Origin of the sequence: Frigoribacterium sp. Leaf164 (assembly GCF_001423665.1) — a bacterium.
GTDB lineage: Bacteria > Actinomycetota > Actinomycetes > Actinomycetales > Microbacteriaceae > Frigoribacterium > Frigoribacterium endophyticum.
Genome location: NZ_LMOX01000001.1, coordinates 526,975 through 541,981 on the forward strand (window position 1 = coordinate 526,975; position 15,007 = coordinate 541,981).

The 15,007-nt window shown below is 73.6% G+C and carries 18 protein-coding genes; 6 read left to right on the forward strand and 12 right to left on the reverse strand.

Translation table 11 applies throughout. From position 1 onward, the window contains the following. The first annotated feature begins 30 nt into the window (after window positions 1–30). Window positions 31–486 carry a 6,7-dimethyl-8-ribityllumazine synthase gene (gene ribH / locus ASF82_RS15875; protein ID WP_255354155.1) on the forward strand — a complete coding sequence of 152 codons (456 nt, stop codon included), beginning with the start codon at window positions 31–33 and terminating at the stop codon, window positions 484–486. A 73-nt stretch (window positions 487–559) separates the two neighbouring features. On the opposite strand, the gene ASF82_RS02370 is transcribed toward ribH, so the two are convergent. From ASF82_RS02370 to upp, 9 genes are all read right to left on the reverse strand, one after another. Next, window positions 560–1,360, reverse strand: a complete 801-nt coding sequence (locus ASF82_RS02370; protein ID WP_056052906.1) for a dienelactone hydrolase family protein — start codon at window positions 1,358–1,360, stop codon at window positions 560–562. Window positions 1,361–1,379: 19 nt separating this feature from the next. Next, the gene (locus ASF82_RS02375; protein WP_056052909.1) at window positions 1,380–1,937 is read right to left on the reverse strand and encodes a TetR family transcriptional regulator; all 558 of its coding nucleotides are present in this window, start codon (window positions 1,935–1,937) and stop codon (window positions 1,380–1,382) included. Window positions 1,938–2,075: 138 nt separating this feature from the next. Next, complete coding sequence (locus ASF82_RS02380; RefSeq protein ID WP_056055634.1) at window positions 2,076–2,519, reverse strand: GNAT family N-acetyltransferase; 444 nt, start codon at window positions 2,517–2,519, stop codon at window positions 2,076–2,078. A gap of 70 nt (window positions 2,520–2,589) precedes the next feature. After that, window positions 2,590–3,375, reverse strand: a complete 786-nt coding sequence (locus tag ASF82_RS02385) for an NAD(P)-dependent oxidoreductase (protein ID WP_056052912.1) — start codon at window positions 3,373–3,375, stop codon at window positions 2,590–2,592. A 4-nt stretch (window positions 3,376–3,379) separates the two neighbouring features. After that, entirely contained in the window at window positions 3,380–4,795 is a 1,416-nt protein-coding gene (locus ASF82_RS02390) for a serine hydrolase (RefSeq protein WP_056052915.1), read from the reverse strand. 52 nt (window positions 4,796–4,847) lie between these two features. Beyond that, the gene (locus tag ASF82_RS02395) at window positions 4,848–6,227 is read right to left on the reverse strand and encodes a deoxyribodipyrimidine photo-lyase (protein WP_056052917.1); all 1,380 of its coding nucleotides are present in this window, start codon (window positions 6,225–6,227) and stop codon (window positions 4,848–4,850) included. Continuing rightward, the gene (locus ASF82_RS02400; RefSeq protein ID WP_082514248.1) at window positions 6,224–6,724 is read right to left on the reverse strand and encodes a MarR family winged helix-turn-helix transcriptional regulator; all 501 of its coding nucleotides are present in this window, start codon (window positions 6,722–6,724) and stop codon (window positions 6,224–6,226) included. The genes ASF82_RS02395 and ASF82_RS02400 overlap by 4 nt, the downstream gene beginning before the upstream one ends. A gap of 324 nt (window positions 6,725–7,048) precedes the next feature. Continuing rightward, window positions 7,049–7,846: a winged helix-turn-helix domain-containing protein gene (locus tag ASF82_RS02405; RefSeq protein ID WP_082514249.1), complete on the reverse strand. Its 798-nt coding sequence runs from the start codon at window positions 7,844–7,846 to the stop codon at window positions 7,049–7,051. A 521-nt stretch (window positions 7,847–8,367) separates the two neighbouring features. Further along, window positions 8,368–9,000, reverse strand: a complete 633-nt coding sequence (gene upp, locus ASF82_RS02410; RefSeq protein WP_056052921.1) for a uracil phosphoribosyltransferase — start codon at window positions 8,998–9,000, stop codon at window positions 8,368–8,370. An 89-nt stretch (window positions 9,001–9,089) separates the two neighbouring features. Between upp and ASF82_RS02415 the strand changes: the two genes are divergently transcribed. After that, window positions 9,090–9,578: a nucleoside deaminase gene (locus ASF82_RS02415; RefSeq protein WP_056055640.1), complete on the forward strand. Its 489-nt coding sequence runs from the start codon at window positions 9,090–9,092 to the stop codon at window positions 9,576–9,578. Here the strand turns inward: ASF82_RS02415 and ASF82_RS02420 are convergent. Continuing rightward, on the reverse strand, window positions 9,575–10,537 hold the full coding sequence (locus ASF82_RS02420) for a cation diffusion facilitator family transporter (RefSeq protein WP_056052924.1): 963 nt from the start codon (window positions 10,535–10,537) through the stop codon (window positions 9,575–9,577). The two genes, ASF82_RS02415 and ASF82_RS02420, sit on opposite strands and share 4 nt — an antisense overlap. Before the next feature lie 47 nt (window positions 10,538–10,584). Here ASF82_RS02420 and proC point away from each other — a divergent pair, with 47 nt between their 5' ends. Further along, the gene (proC, locus tag ASF82_RS02425) at window positions 10,585–11,436 is read left to right on the forward strand and encodes a pyrroline-5-carboxylate reductase (protein ID WP_056052926.1); all 852 of its coding nucleotides are present in this window, start codon (window positions 10,585–10,587) and stop codon (window positions 11,434–11,436) included. 78 nt (window positions 11,437–11,514) lie between these two features. Here the strand turns inward: proC and ASF82_RS02430 are convergent, their stop codons facing one another. Continuing rightward, on the reverse strand, window positions 11,515–12,186 hold the full coding sequence (locus tag ASF82_RS02430; protein ID WP_056052929.1) for a TrkA family potassium uptake protein: 672 nt from the start codon (window positions 12,184–12,186) through the stop codon (window positions 11,515–11,517). Then, on the reverse strand, window positions 12,179–13,627 hold the full coding sequence (locus ASF82_RS02435) for a TrkH family potassium uptake protein (RefSeq protein ID WP_369814244.1): 1,449 nt from the start codon (window positions 13,625–13,627) through the stop codon (window positions 12,179–12,181). The genes ASF82_RS02430 and ASF82_RS02435 overlap by 8 nt, the downstream gene beginning before the upstream one ends. Before the next feature lie 43 nt (window positions 13,628–13,670). Here ASF82_RS02435 and ASF82_RS02440 point away from each other — a divergent pair, with 43 nt between their 5' ends. The 3 genes from ASF82_RS02440 (at window position 13,671) to ASF82_RS15095 (ending at window position 14,686) form a co-directional block, all read left to right on the forward strand. Further along, entirely contained in the window at window positions 13,671–14,192 is a 522-nt protein-coding gene (locus tag ASF82_RS02440) for a helix-turn-helix transcriptional regulator (protein ID WP_056052936.1), read from the forward strand. A 92-nt stretch (window positions 14,193–14,284) separates the two neighbouring features. Next, the gene (locus ASF82_RS02445; protein ID WP_082514421.1) at window positions 14,285–14,479 is read left to right on the forward strand and encodes a helix-turn-helix domain-containing protein; all 195 of its coding nucleotides are present in this window, start codon (window positions 14,285–14,287) and stop codon (window positions 14,477–14,479) included. A 108-nt stretch (window positions 14,480–14,587) separates the two neighbouring features. After that, on the forward strand, window positions 14,588–14,686 hold the full coding sequence (locus tag ASF82_RS15095) for a 30S ribosomal protein bS22 (RefSeq protein WP_003792170.1): 99 nt from the start codon (window positions 14,588–14,590) through the stop codon (window positions 14,684–14,686). The last annotated feature ends 321 nt before the right edge of the window (window positions 14,687–15,007 follow it).

Genomic DNA, 15,007 nt, shown 5'->3' on the forward strand with positions numbered 1-15,007 from the left:
ACCGAGCAGGAGCCCGTCGACGGCCGCGGCCTGCGCGTCACCGTCGTCGCCGGCACCTGGCACACCGCGATCAGCGACGGCCTGCTCGCCGGCGCGCTCGCCACGATCGCCGAGCTCGGCGCCGAGGCGACCGTCGTCCGCGTGCCCGGCAGCTTCGAGCTGCCCGTCGTGGCGAAGGCCGCCCTCGAGGCCGGTGCCGACGCCGTGGTGGCGCTCGGCGTGATCATCCGCGGCGGCACCCCGCACTTCGAGTACGTCTCCGACGCCGCGACGTCGGGCCTGCTCCGCGTGACGCTCGACACCGGCAAGCCGGTCGGCTTCGGCGTGCTCACCCTCGACGACGAGCAGCAGGGCCTCGACCGGGCCGGGCTGCCCGGCTCGAAGGAGGACAAGGGGCGGGAGGCCGCCCACGCGGCCGTCTCGACCGCCGTCCAGCTGCGCGACCTCGCGCGCCGCGCCTCCTCGGGGCGTGTCGTCGGGTTCTGACCCCTCCGGCGTCCTGACTACCGAGACGACGACGGCCGGCCCCCGAGGGGGCCGGCCGTCGTCACGGAGGGGGCTAGTGCTCGCCGAGGACCTCGTCGAGGAAGCCGCGCATCTGCAGCCACGAGCGGCGGTTCGCCGTCTCCTGGAACTGCGCACCGTGCTCGGGGCTGTCCGTGCCCGGCACCGCGAAGGCGTGCATCGCCCCGCTGTAGCTGACGACCTGCCAGTCGCGGACCTCGGCGTCTCGCAGCTCGTCCTCGAAGCCGACGACCGCGTCGTCCGGCACGACCGGGTCGGCCGCGCCCGTCAGCACGAGCAGGGGAGCCTTGACGGCTCCCTTCTCGGCGGGCGCCCCGGTGCCGAGGCCGCCGTGGAACGACACGACCCCCGCCACGTCGGCGCCCGAGCGGGCGAGCTCGAGGGCCCCGGAGCCGCCGAAGCAGTAGCCCATCACGGCGATGCGCTCGGGGTCTACGCCGGGCTCGGAGCGGAGGCGCTCCAGATTGGCGGTGAGGCGGGCGCGGAACGCTGCGACGTCGCCGTACCAGGCGCCGGCCTCGGCCGCCGCCTCGCCGGGGCCGGGGCGGACGCCCTGGCCGTAGACGTCGCCGGCCAGCGCCACGTAGCCGAGGCGCGCCAGCATCTGGGCGCGCACCTTGACGTGGTCGACGACGCCGAACCAGTCGTGCAGCACGAGCACCGCGGGTCGGAGGGCGCCGTCGGCGTCGCCGGGCGTGGCGAGGAAGCCCTCGAGGGGCGTGCCGTCGTGGTCGTAGACCACGTCGCCCGCCTCGACGGTGCCGGTGTCGGGCACGCTGTCGAGCAGGTCGCGGAGGTCGGGGGAGAGGTCGGGGGCAGGGGTCGTCGTGGTCACCCCGTGACGGTACTCCCGCTCAGCCGACGAGTCGCCGGACCGCCTGCTCGACGACGTCGCACCGCCGCTGGTGCGGGCCCTGGTGCAGGTTCGTCGCGGTCGGCGTGACGAACCAGGCCAGCACGCTGCCGAACACCATCGTCAGCAGCTCGTCGGCGTCCCAGTCGGAGGGGATGTCGCCCGAGGCCTGCGCCGCCCGGACCGCCTCGCGGCGCCGGTCGAGCTGCTCGTGGTCGACGACCCCGGGGCTCGGCAGCGTGACGCCCTCGATCTGGCCCCAGAGCAGCAGGCGTGCGTCGTCGGCGTGCGTCGCCAGGTGGTCGTAGAGCCTGCTCGCCCACTGCGGCAGGTCGTGCGCGTCGAACGGGACGGCCTCCAGCCAGCGGTCGATGCTCTCGCCCAGGGCGGCGTCGAACAGGTCGCGCTTCGTCGAGAAGTGGGCGTAGAGCCGCTCCTTGCTCGCCTCGGCCTCGCGGGCGATGGAGTCGACGCGGGCACCGGCGAGGCCGCGGGCGGCGAACTCGGCGTGCGCCGCCTCGAGGATGCGGTCCCGCGGGGGGGTGGCTCGACGTGGCATGGCCCGAGCTTAGGGCGCGGGCGGACCGGACGGAACGGTCCGGGCGGCCCCCGTCCAGGTCCGGCCAGGACGGGGGACAGGGGCCGGGCGTGGGCGGGGCGTGGGCGGCGGGCGGGGCGGCCCAGCGGGAGGCGCTGGTCAGGCGGCCGGGACGACCCGCGACATCGGCACGTGCGGGATGCCGTCCTCCAGGAAGGGCTCGCCGTCCACGACGAAGCCGAAGCGCGCGTACCAGCCCTCGAGGTGCGCCTGGGCGTCGAGCCGCACGAGGCGGCCGGCGCAGTCGGCGAGGGCCCGCTCCATCAGCTGGGCGGCGAGCCCGCGGCCGCGGGCCGACGCGGCGGTCGCGACGCGGCCGATCCGCCGGTCGTCGCCGTCGCAGAGCAGCCGCACCGTGGCCAGCACCTCGCCGTCCTCCTCGATCCACAGCATGCGCGCGTCGGGCTCGACGTCGCGCCCGTCGAGCTCGGGGTACGGGCACTCCTGTTCGACCACGAAGACGTCGACCCGCAGCTTCAGCAGCCCGTAGAGCGCGAGGGGGTCGATGTCGCGGACGGCGGAGTCGCGGTGCAGGAGGGTCACGGAGCCACGGTAGCGTCCGGTCGCCCCGAGCACGTCACCCGCGCCCGCCCCGGCGCCGCGTCGGCGCCGCTCACATGGGCTCCCCGAGCGGGTGGTCGACGAAGCTGCCGCCGATCGGCGTCGAGCCCCCCACCGGCGGCTCGTCGACCTCGTCGGCGTACGCCTCGGCGTCGTCGACCGGGTGGTAGCCGACGGCCTCGCCGGCCGCGAGGGAGACCGGTCGACGCGTGTTGCGCGAGACGCCCCAGACGACGTGGTGGCCGGTGGCCGTGGTGGTCAGGGCGGCCTCGACGAGGCGGGCCGCGTCGCCGGCCGACAGCCAGGTGCCGAGGCTCCGGGCGTCGAAGGGCCGCTCGACCGCCGTCATGATCCGGGCCGAGACGACGAGCTGGCCCGCGCGGTCGGCGTAGAGGCTGCCCATGGCCTCGAGCACGACCTTGCTCAGGCCGTAGAACGTGTCGGGCCGCGCGGCCGGCACCGCGTGCTCGGCCGCGGAGTCCCAGGGCAGGTAGCCCGCGGCGTGCACCGAGCTCGCGGCGAGGACGCGCCGCACGCCGGCCCGCACGGCGGCCTCGTGCACCGCGTGTGCCCCCTCGACGTTGACGTCGCGGATGTCCTCCCACGACCGCTCGTCGGCGTGCGCGGCGAGGTGCACGACGAGGTCGGCGCCGCGGAGCGCCTCCGTCAGGGCCTCGAGGTCGGTCACCCCGACGACCGCGGCGGACTCGGTCGGCGCGAGCGGGCCGGCCGGGGCGACCAGGTCGAGCAGGCGCACCTCGTGTCCCGCGGCGGCGAGGTGCGGCCGGATCATGGCCGCGACCTTGCCGGCGCCCCCGGTGACGGCGATGACCGACACGGCGTCAGCGCCCGGTGTCGGCGCGCACCGACAGGGTCTGCACGCGGGGAGGGTCCTCCGGGGTCAGCCGGACCTCGAGCCGCAGGGCCCCGCGTCGCCCGGGCAGCCACCACACGCGGTGCGACGGGGTCGCCGACTCGGCGGCGGGCACCTCGCCCGCGCCCTCGTCGTCGTGGTCGAGCAGTCCGCCGACCGCCTCGAGCTCGCGGGCCCACAGGGCTCGGCGGCGCACGAGCGGCACGTCGAGCTCGACGTTCTCGCTGAGGAGGCCCGCCGGCACCTCGCGCCCGCGCACGACGGCCTCGACCAGGGGCATCGCGGCGAGGGTCTCGGGCCACGGAGCGACGACGACCCGCGCCTCCGCCGTGTCGGCCATCATGCCGTCGAGGGCCCGGCTGACGGGCACGGCGACCTGGGCGTAGGTGGCGTTCTCGAGGCCCACGGCGCCGAGGCCGGTCGCGGTCTGCCAGCGCATGTGGGCGGAGAAGCCGGGGTAGCCGCCGGAGTGCGACACGACGGTGCCGACGTCGGGGTACTCCTCGACGAAGAGGCCTAAGCCGTAGCCCGAGGGGTGCGCACCCCGGCCGGGCACGAGCCGGTGGAGCTGCTGCATCTCGCGGCGGGAGGCGCGGCTCACCACCCCGTCGACGTCGCCGCGGCCCTCGGGGTCGAACGCCGACGACAGCCACCGGGCCCAGCGGGCGAGGTCGGTCGTGGTGCTGAACAGCCCCCCGATGGGCGAGAACGCGCCGGGGCCCGAGAAGGGCAGGGGCTCCCACCCGTCGTCGACCGGCCGGTGCCCGACGGCGACGCCGCCGGTGGCGGGCACGTCGGCCTCGAAGCCGGTCGACGGCAGCCCGAGGGGGCCGAGGAGCGTCTGCTCGACGACCTCGCGGTAGGGCCGGCCGGCCGCGCTCGCGACGACGCGCCCGAGCAGGGCCCAGCCCAGGTTCGAGTACGCGAAGGTCGTGCCGGGCACGGTGTCGAAGCGCAGACCGCGCCGCAGCAGGGCGTCGAGCTCGTCGTCGGTGATCGACTCCTGGCGGTCGCCCCAGGGGTCGTCGGTCGGCAGGCCGCCCGACATCGTCATCAGCATCCGCACCGTCGGCACGGGCGAGTCGCTGGTGGGCAGCGCGACGTCGGCGAAGGCGGGCACGAAGTCGGTGACGGGCGCGTCGAGCACGAGCTGCCCCGCGTCGCGGAGCGCCAGCAGCGCCGCAGCGGTGAAGCTCTTCGTGCAGGAGGCGATCCGGTAGGCGGTGTGCGGCCCCGGCAGGGCGCCCGCGACCTCGCCGCGGGCGCCGTGGTGCGTGACGCCGTCGTGGTCGAAGGTGGCGAACACGACGCTGGGCGCTCGACGTTCGGCCTGGCGCGCGTCGAAGACGGCGTCGATGCCGGAGGGGCGGGCGGAGTCGGTCATGGTGCCTCTCGGTGCTCGGTGCTCGGTGCTCGGTGCTCGGGCGGTGCGGCGGTCAGGGCGACGCGGGGGAGGCGCGGCGCATCGTCTCGTAGGCGTCGAGGGCGCGGCGCCGCGACTCCTTCAGGTCGACCATCGGCTCGGGGTAGTCGTCGGTGTCGATCTCGGGCACCCATGCCCGGACGTAGTTGCGCTCCTTGTCGAACTTCTCGCCCTGCAGCACGGGGTTGAAGACCCGGAAGTAGGGGGCGGCATCGGCGCCGGAGCCCGCCGTCCACTGCCAGTTGGCGGGGTTGTTCGCCTCGTCGGCGTCGACGAGGGTGTCCCAGAACCACTGCTCGCCGACCCGCCAGTCGACCAGGAGGTTCTTGATCAGGAAGCTCGCCGTCACCATCCGCACCCGGTTGTGCATCCACCCGGTGGTCCAGAGCTGGCGCATGCCGGCGTCGACGAGCGGCACGCCCGTGCGGCCCTGACGCCAGGCGTCGATCTCGGACTCGGGGACGTCGGCCCACGGGAAGGCCTCGAACTCGGGGCGGTAGCTGACCGTCGCCAGGTCGGGCGACGAGAAGAGGATGGTGTGGTTGAACTCGCGCCAGACCACCTCGCGGAGGAACGACTGCGCCCGCTCCCGCGAGGCGGGCGGGAGGTCGCCCCGCATGCGGTGCCAGATCTGGAACGGGCTGACCTCGCCGAAGCGCAGCCGGGGCGACATGCGGCTCGTCGCCTCCTGGGCGGGGAAGTCGCGCTCGCCGTAGTCGGCCAGGTGGCCGGTGGCGAACTCCTCGAGGGCGTCCAGCGCGGCGGCCTCGCCCGGGGTCCAGGTCTCGCGCAGCCCGGCGGCCCAGTCGGGCTGCGTCGGCAGCAGCTGCCACGAGTCGAGGTCGTCGCTGGCCGGGGCGGTCTCGGGAGGGCGCAGGGAGTCGGGAGCCTCGAGCGGGTGCCGGGGCTCGGGCCGGTCGAGGCAGGCCCGCCAGAACGGCGTGAAGACCTTGAACGGCTGGCCCTGGCCGGTCTGCACCGTCCACGGCTCGAAGAGGAGGTTCGCGGCGAAGCTCTCGGCCACGAGGCCCTCGTCGCGGAGCGCGGTCTTCAGGGCCGCGTCGGTGTCGCGGGGCACCTTGCCGTAGCGGCGGTTCCAGTAGACGGCGCCGGCGCCGACCTCGGCCACGACGGCCGGGAGCACCTCGGCGGCGGGGCCGCGGCGGAGCGTCAGGCCGGCCCCGAGCTCGCGGAGCGCGCCGTCGAGCGCCACCAGGCTGTGGTGGAGCCACCAGCGCGCGGCCCCGCCGAGAGGGCGGATGCCCGGGGTCTCGTCGTCGAGCACGACGAGCACGACCACGGGCTCGCCGCGGTCGACCGCGGCGACGAGGGCGGGGTTGTCGGCGACGCGGAGGTCGTCGCGCAGCCAGACGACGGAGGGGGACGAGGTCACGAGGCGGCACCGACCTCGGCGTCGGCCCTGGTCGTCGCGCCCGGGTCGCCGGGGCTGCCCGTCGTCTGGCCCAGGCGGAGGCGCGTGCAGAGGTCGGTCAGCGCGACGAGCTCGTCGTGGTCGAGGCTGCCGCCCACGCGGCGCCTGATGGCGGCCGCGTGGTCGACGGCGGTGCGTCGGTAGAGGTCGTAGCCGTGGTCGGTGAGGGCGACGATGATGCCGCGCCCGTCGCCGGGGTCGGTCTGCTTCTCGACGATGCCCTTGCTCGCCAGGCGGTCGACGAGGCGGCTGATGCTCGGCTGGGTGAGCAGCAGGTGCCGGGTGAGGTCGCGGATGCGGGCCCGCCGCGCAGGCTGGCTCGACAGGTTGAACAGCACGTCGTACTCGTTGAACGAGATGTCGTCGGTGGGGAAGGCGGCGTTCAGCTCGCGCATGATGCTCACCTGTGCTCGGAACAGGGCCTCCCAGGCCCCGACGGCCACGGCTGTCTCGCTCATGTCGCCACCTCGTCTCGTGTCGACGTCGAGTCTACGAAGAACGGCCGACAGGGGGACGCCGTGCGGCGGTCACGAGACAGGCGAGCCGGCCCACGCGCCGGCGAGCGAGCGTCGGGGGCGAGTCGGGCCCGGACGTGACAGAGGGCCGGTCGCGAGGCGACCGGCCCTCTTCCCTTGCACCAAGAGTGTCCTGCAATCACATTCCGTGTCGGCTGCCACAGCAAACAACCTCAACGCGGTCAATCTATAACGGTGCGGTAACGGAGGTCTAGTTACCGAACCGTTATCTTGCTGGGAACTTCCCCTGAGGGGGACCCCCGGCCCTCAGAAGACGTCGGGCGACGGGGTCGACGCGTGGCGGATCGACACGTCAGCGTGGCGGTCGAAGCGGTATCCGACCCCGCGCACGGTGCGCACGATGTCCTCGAAGGCCCCGAGCTTCGACCGCAGCCGACGCACGTGCACGTCGATCGTGCGCTCGTTGGGGGCCTCGCCGTCGTCGTCCGACCAGAGGCCGGAGATCAGCTCGGCGCGCTCGATCGTGCGGCCCTCGCGCAGCACGAGGTACTGCAGCAGCTCGAACTCCTTGTAGGTCAGGGGGGCGGTCTCGCCGTCGAGCAGGAGGCGCTTCCGCGAGATGTCGACGACGACGCCCCCGCGGGCGCCGGGCTCCTCGTCCTCCACGGTCGGCCGGCGGGCCGCCAGGGCGGAGGGGTCGTGCAGGGCGAGCCGGACGACGTCGACGTCGCGGCCGCCGGCGCCGGTCGGGGCGAGCGCCACGGCGGCGTGGGTCTCGGCGCCGGGGGCGATCCGTGCGACGAGGGCCTTGATCTGCGCGACGATCTCGCCGAGGTCGGTGTCGGCCTCCGCGGCCTTGAGCTCGTCGATGCCGACGTAGAGGGCGAAGCCGCGGGCCTCGGTGCCCTCGGGCACCGTGCGGGGCCGGGGGGCGGCGGGCCGGGCGGGGGCGCTCGCCTCGGGAGCCGGAGCGATGACCGGGGCGGCGCTCAGGGGGCGGCCGCTCGGCGCGACGCCGACGGGGGCGGCGCCGACGGGGCTGGTGACGACGGGGCTGGTGGCGACGGCGGGGGCGGTGACGGGGCGGTCGAGGATGAGGGACATGGGTACGCGGGGTCCTTGCGTGAGGTGAGTCGCGCCCCCGGGCGTCGTCGGCCGGGGGAGTGCTCGGTGTGTGTCGGTGCCCGGGGCCTCGATGACGAGGCCTCTGCCGGGGGGCAGCGGTGCCGGGGCGGACGGCCCGTCGAGCGGGAGCTCAGGGCCGAGGGGATGCGCGTCGGAGGTGGTGACGCGTGTGCATCCGGGAGTCGCGGTTCAGCAGCAGGGTCGTGCGGCGAACTCGGCAGCGCGCTCGGCGCGGCACGGCGACTCGGCGAGGTGCGACCTGATCAGGCACACATTCGACACAGGACGACGGCGCTCGGCATCATCATGCCGGTGCTCCCGGAGGCCTCGGGGGAGGTCGGGATGAACACGCTGTCAGTCATGGGGTCGATCTTCTGTCACTCGTGCACGGCCTGTCAAGGCAGCACGACGAAGCGCCCGATCCGTGCGCCACGTCGGGTGACGTGGCCGGATCGGGCGCTGCGGGGAGGGAGCGGGGGAGGCGCCGGTGCGGCGCGGGGTCAGGCCAGGCCGTAGAGGCGGTCGCCCGCGTCGCCCAGCCCGGGCACGATGTAGCCGTTCTCGTCGAGCTTCTCGTCGACGGCGCCGAGCACGATGCTGACGTCGCGGCCCTGCATCGCGGCCTCGACGGCGGCGAGGCCCTCGGGGGCCGCGATCAGGCAGACCGCCGTCACGTCGACGGCGCCGCGCTCGAGCAGGTAGTCGATGGCGGCGATCAGCGAGCCGCCGGTCGCCAGCATCGGGTCGAGCACGAAGCACTGGCGGTTCGACAGGTCGTCGGGCAGGCGCTCGGCGTACGTCGTCGGCTGCAGGGTCTCCTCGTCGCGGACCATGCCGAGGAACCCGACCTCGGCGGTCGGCACCAGCGTCGTCATGCCCTCGAGCATGCCGAGGCCGGCGCGGAGGATGGGGACGACGAGCGGCCGCGGCTGGCTGATGGCCAGCCCGGTGGTCGGGCCGACGGGGGTCTGGATCTCGATCGGGGTGGTGCGGACCCCGCGGGTGGCCTCGTAGGCCAGCAGCGTCACGAGCTCTTCGGTGAGGGCCCGGAAGGTCGGTGACGGCGTGCTCGCGTCGCGGAGCACGGTCAGCTTGTGGGTGATCAGGGGATGGTCCGCTACGTGCACTCGCATAGGCTCCACGGTAGCGGAGTCGTCCGCCCCCGACGCCCGTCGACCCGAGGAGCCCCGTGACCGCCGTGCCCCCCGAGCTCGCCCGGTGGATGGGGGCCGCGCTCGCCGAGGCGGAGGGCTGCGCCGTCTCCGGCGACGTGCCCGTCGGGGCCGTGGTGCTCGACGCCGACGGCGTCGTGATCGCGACCGGGCGCAACGAGCGCGAGCTCTCGCAGGACCCGACGGCCCACGCCGAGGTCCTGGCGCTCCGGGCCGCCGCCCGCCACACGGGTGACTGGCACCTCACGGGCACGACCCTCGTCGTCACCCTCGAGCCGTGCCCCATGTGCGCGGGCGCCATCCTCGCGGCGCGGGTGCCGCGGGTGGTCTTCGGGGCCTGGGACGAGAAGGCGGGAGGCGCGGGCAGCGTCTACGACATCCTCCGCGACCGCCGGCTGCCGCACCGCGCCGAGGTCGTGGCGGGCGTCCGCGAGCCCGAGTGCCGGGCCCAGCTGGACGACTTCTTCGCCGCCCGCCGTGCCGACGACGGCACCGGCACCGGCACGACGGCCGCAGCCGGGGCCGGGGTCGACGGCTAGTCGGCCGCGCGGATCACGATCGCGTCGGTCGCCGGCGCCACGTGGCCCGGCTCCACCCACACGTCGGGCTCGACGTAGATCACGCGGGCGATCGGCACGGCCTCCCGCACGCGCGACTCGACCGTGTTGATCGCGGCGGCGACGTCGCTGAGCAGCGTGCGGCCGGGCATGGCCACCTTCGCGGCGACGAGCAGCTCCTCCGGGCCGAGGTACAGGGTCTTCATGTGGATGATCGACTCGACCTCCGGGCCGTCGGTCACGGCGGCGCGGATGGCGGCGACGTCGGCGGCCGAGGCGCCCTCGCCGACCAGCAGGCTCTTCGTCTCGATGCCGAGCACGACCGCCACCGCGACGAGCAGCACGCCGATGAGGAGCGTCCCGATCGCGTCGAAGACCCCGTCGCCCGTGATCCAGGTCAGCACGACGCCGACCATGGCGAAGGTGAGGCCCAGGAGGGCCGCGGCGTCCTCCAGCAGCACGACCGGCAGCTCGGGGGCCTTGGCGCGGCGGATGAACGAGACCCAGCTCTGGCTGCCCTTCGACGGCCGTGCCTCGCGGATCGCGGTGCGGAGCGAGAAGCCCTCGAGGCCCAGCGAGATCGCGAGCACGAGCACGGGCAGCCAGGGCACCTCGAGCGGGTGCGGCTCGCGGAGCTTCTCGACGCCCTCGTAGAGCGAGAAGACCCCGCCCACGCTGAACAGGATGATCGAGACGACGAAGGCGAAGACGAAGCGCTCGCGCCCGTAGCCGAAGGGGTGCTCCTCGTCGGCGGCCTTCTTCGCGCGTCGCCCGCCGAGCAGCAGGAGCAGCTGGTTGCCGGAGTCGGCCAGCGAGTGCACGCCCTCGGCGAGCATCGACGACGACCCGGAGAAGGCCCAGGCGATGAACTTGGTCACCGCGATGCCGAGGTTCGCGGCCAGTGCCGCGAAGATCGCCTTGTTGCCGCCGGAAGTGCTCATGGTGTCCGATCCCCTCGTGGTGCTCAGCTCGATCTTAGGATGGCCTGATGGTCACCACTCTCCCCACCACGGCGATCCTCGGCGCCGGCTCGATGGGCGGCGCGATCCTCGCGGGTCTGCTCTCGCCCGACGTCGTCGTCGAGGGCGGCGTCCGCGTCACGAACCGCACCGAGGCCAAGGCCGTCGCGCTCCGCCGCGGCCCGGTCACCTCGCTCGCCACCGAGACCGACCCGACCGCCAACGCCTCGGCGGTCGTCGGGGCGTCGGTCGTGCTGATCGGCGTCAAGCCCGGGATGGTCGTCGACCTCCTCCGCGAGATCGGCCCGGCCCTCGAGCCCGGCACGGTCGTCGTCAGCCTCGCCGCGGGCGTCACGACGGCCACGATGGAGGCGGCGCTGCCCGAGCACGTGCCCGTGCTCCGGTCGATGCCGAACACGCCCGCCGTGGTCGGCCTCGCCGTCACGGGCCTGGCCGCCGGCTCCCGCTCCTCCGAGTCCGACCTCGCGCTGGCGCGGCGCGTCTTCGAGGTGGTCGGCGACGTCGTCGTCGTGCCCGAGGAGCAGATCGACGCCCTCAGCACGATCTCCGGCTCCGGCCCGGCCTACGTCTTCTACCTGATCGAGCAGCTGCAGGAGGCGGCGGTCGCGCTGGGCTTCACGCCCGCGCAGGCGGCCACGCTCGTCCAGGGCACGTTCCGCGGGGCGAGCGAGCTGCTCGCCGCGAGCGACCTGCTGCCGGCCGACGAGGCCCCGGCGGAGCTGCGTCGTCGCGTGACGAGCCCGGGTGGCACGACCGAGCGGGCCGTCGCCGAGCTCGCCGAGGGCGGCCTCCGCGAGCTGTTCGAGCGTGCGACGCAGGCCGCGCTGGCCCGCAACCGGGAGATCGCGGCCGGCAGCTGAGTCCGGCCGTCACCTAGGCCCGGCCAGCCCCTCGGCGGGGGCGGCGTCGAGCCGCCCCGATCGCCCTCCGCGACCGCCTCAGCTGTCGAGGGCCGCGAACCGCTCGATCGCCCGGCTGTCGCCGGAGACGATGATGAGGTCGTGGTCGCTGATGACCGTCTCGGGCGTCGCCTCCTCGAACGCGCCTCCCGGGCTCTTCACGCCGACGATGGTGATGCCGTACTTCTTGCGGATGTTCGAGCTCGCGAGCGAGGCTCCCCGCACCGGCTTCGGCGGGTACATCTTGACGATCGCGAAGGCGTCGTCGAACTCGATGTAGTCGAGCATGCGGCCCGAGACGAGGTGCGCGACGCGCTCGCCGGCCTCGCGCTCCGGGTAGATGACGTGGTTGGCGCCGATGCGGGCCAGGATCTTGCCGTGCGACTGGCTGATCGCCTTCGCCCAGATCTGCGGCACCTTCAGGTCGACGAGGTTCGCGGTGATCAGCACGCTCGCCTCGATCGACGAGCCGACGGCGACGACCGCGATCGAGAAGTCCTGGGCGCCGATCTGCTTGAGCGCGTCGATGCTGCGGGCGTCGGCCTGCACCGCGTGGGTGACCCGGTCGGCCCACTTCTGCACGAGGCCCGCGTCGGTGTCGACGGCGAGCACGTCCCTGTCTTGTCGCTCGAGCTGGCCGGCGGTGGCGGCGCCGAACCGGCCGAGGCCGATGACGAGCACCGGGGCGTCGTGCTTGATCTTGTCAACCAACGATCGGTCGCTCCTCGGCTCGCGTGAACAGCTGGCGTCGCTGGCTGGCGGCCAGGGCGACGGAGAGTGTCACTGTACCAACGCGGCCCATCCACATCGTGACCGCGAGGATGTACTTGCCGGAGTCGGGGAGGCGGTCGGTCAGCCCCGTCGACAGGCCCGAGGTGGCGAAGGCCGAGATCGACTCGAACAGCACGTGGTCGAGGGGCTCCTTGGTGATGTGCATGATCAGGATGCTCGACACGGCGACGATCGTCGCGCCCCAGAGCACCACGCTGACCGACAGGCGGAGGACGTCGCTCGGGATCCGGCGGCCGAACGCCTCCATCGAGCGGTTGCCCCGGGCCTCGGCGAACGCGGCGAGGAAGAGGACGGCCAGGGTCGTCACCTTGATGCCGCCGGCCGTCGACGCCGACCCGCCGCCGATGAACATGAGCATGTCGGTGACCAGCAGCGACGACCCGTTGAGCTCGGAGATGTCGATGGTCGCGAACCCGCCCGACCTCGTCATCGTGCTGAGGAAGAGCGACTGGAAGATCGTCGGGCCCGCCGCGATGTCGCCGAAGGTCTCGGGGTTGTCGAACTCGAGCACGATGTAGAGGACGGTGCCCGCCAGGAGCAGGACTCCGCTGGTGACCAGCGTGAGCTTGACGTGGACCGACCAGCGTCGCGGGTTGCGGGGGTTGCGGGCCAGCGCGTAGATGACGGGGAACCCGATGCTGCCGAGGAAGACGCCGACCATGATCAGCGACAAGAACCAGTAGTCGTCGGCGAACGGGGCGAGCCCGTCGGCGTTCGGCGTGAAGCCCGTGTTCGTGAAGGCCATCGCCGAGTAGTAGAAGCTGTCGAGCACCGCGTCGCCGAGGGGGATGCCGTCGAGCAGCACGCGCGGGATGAGCAGCAGCGCGATGACGGTCTGGATCACGGCCGAGCTGAGCGCCACGGTGGCGAGCAGCCCGCCCACCTCGCCGAGCCGCACGGCCTGGCCCTCGGGCACCGGGCCCGCGTGCACGCGGAGCGGGTTGCTGTCGGAGGCGGCCATCAGCCGGGCGCGGAGGCCCAGCTTCCGCGAGACCACCAGCCCCATGATCGACGCGAGCGTCAGCACGCCGATGGCGCCGATCTGCACCCCGACGAAGATGACGACGTGCCCGAACAGCGACCAGTGCGTGGCCATGTCGACGGTCGCGAGCCCGGTGACGCAGATGACCGAGACGGCGGTGAAGAGGGAGTCGGCCAACGGCGTCCTGCTGCCCTCGGCCGACGAGACCGGCAGCGAGAAGACGAGCGTGAAGACCACGATGAGGCCGGTGAAGATCATGATGGCGAACCGCGCCGGCGAGTGCCGCCCGATGTCGTCGATCCACTCGGAGAGCCGCGCGAAGGGGCTGCGGGGGTCTCGACGGGGCAGGCGCCGATCGGCGACGGAGGGGCGCGACACGGTCGTCATGGTACTCGGGGGCCGTGGTCGTTACTGTGGCTGCATGCCCGACATCTTCAGCGTGATCGCCGACGGGACGCGCCGCGACCTCCTGAAGGTGCTGCTCGACGCGCACGTCTCGGCCGACTCGGCCACCGGCGACGTCAGCGTCGGCGAGATGGTCACGGCCCTCGGCCTCAGCCAGCCGACGGTGTCGAAGCACCTCCGCGTGCTCCGCGACGCCGGGCTCGTGCACGTCCGCGAGGTCGGCCAGCACCGCTACTACGGCATCGAGACCGTCCCGCTCGAGACCGTCGAGGACTGGCTCATCCCCTTCCTCGGTGCGGGCGCCGCAGACGAGCTCGACGGCGTCGCCTCCGGCGCGTTCGCCGCGTGGGCGGGGGTGGCCATGCCGGCGCCCATCCGCCGGGCGGCCGAGAACCTCCCCGACGCGGGCGACGTCGGGAGCACGCTGGGCCGTGCCGTCGCGGACGCGCAGCACCGCGCCTCCTCGGCCCTGCACGACGCCCAGAGCGCCCTCGACGAGCGGGTCATCGAGCCGGTGCGCAAGCGCCTCGGCCGCTGACGACCGATCCGTTGCACGGGGTCGGCCACGCCCCTAGAGTGGCCACGACCCGGGAGCTGCCGCTGCCGGTGCCCGACGACGAAGGTGGACCCGTGGCGCACGACCTGTCAGACGTGAGGTTCCTCACGGTGGCCGAGGTGGCCGACATGATGCGCGTGTCGCGGATGACCGTGTACCGCATGGTGCACTCCGGCGAGCTGCCCGCGATCCGCTTCGGCCGCTCGTTCCGGGTGCCCGAGTCGGCCGTCGCGGCCGTCCTGCAGATCGGCGTCGCCGACGTCGGCTGACGCCACTTCGACATTCGGGTCCGGCCCTTGTAGACTGCCCCGAGGTATTTTTCCGCGGTTCTGTTTCGGACCCGGTTGTTCCGATCCAGTCCAATCAGCGAGGTCCACATGGGTTCTGTCATCAAGAAGCGTCGCAAGCGCATGGCGAAGAAGAAGCACCGCAAGCTGCTCCGCAAGACGCGCCACCAGCGTCGCAACAAGAAGTAGCCGCAACTGTTCGCGTGCCCCTGGCCCTTCGGGCCAGGGGCCGCTTTCTTTTCACGACCTACTTCCGTGCCCATGGCGCCCTGCCGGGCGCGGCGCCCTGCCGGGCGCGGCCCTGCGGGCCAGTCGCCGACGCCGTAGCTTCCTGCTTCCCTGCTGCTGCTGCGGCTTCGTCGTTGGTGACAGCAAATGCCGACCGATCTGCAGCTTGGACTCGTCCAGGGCGTGGATTTTCCCGTATCAGGAGGCCGTGAGTCGGCAATTGCGACAGAGGGGAGAGGAAGCGGGGAGCAGGGGAGCTGGGGATCGGTGGCACATCACGCC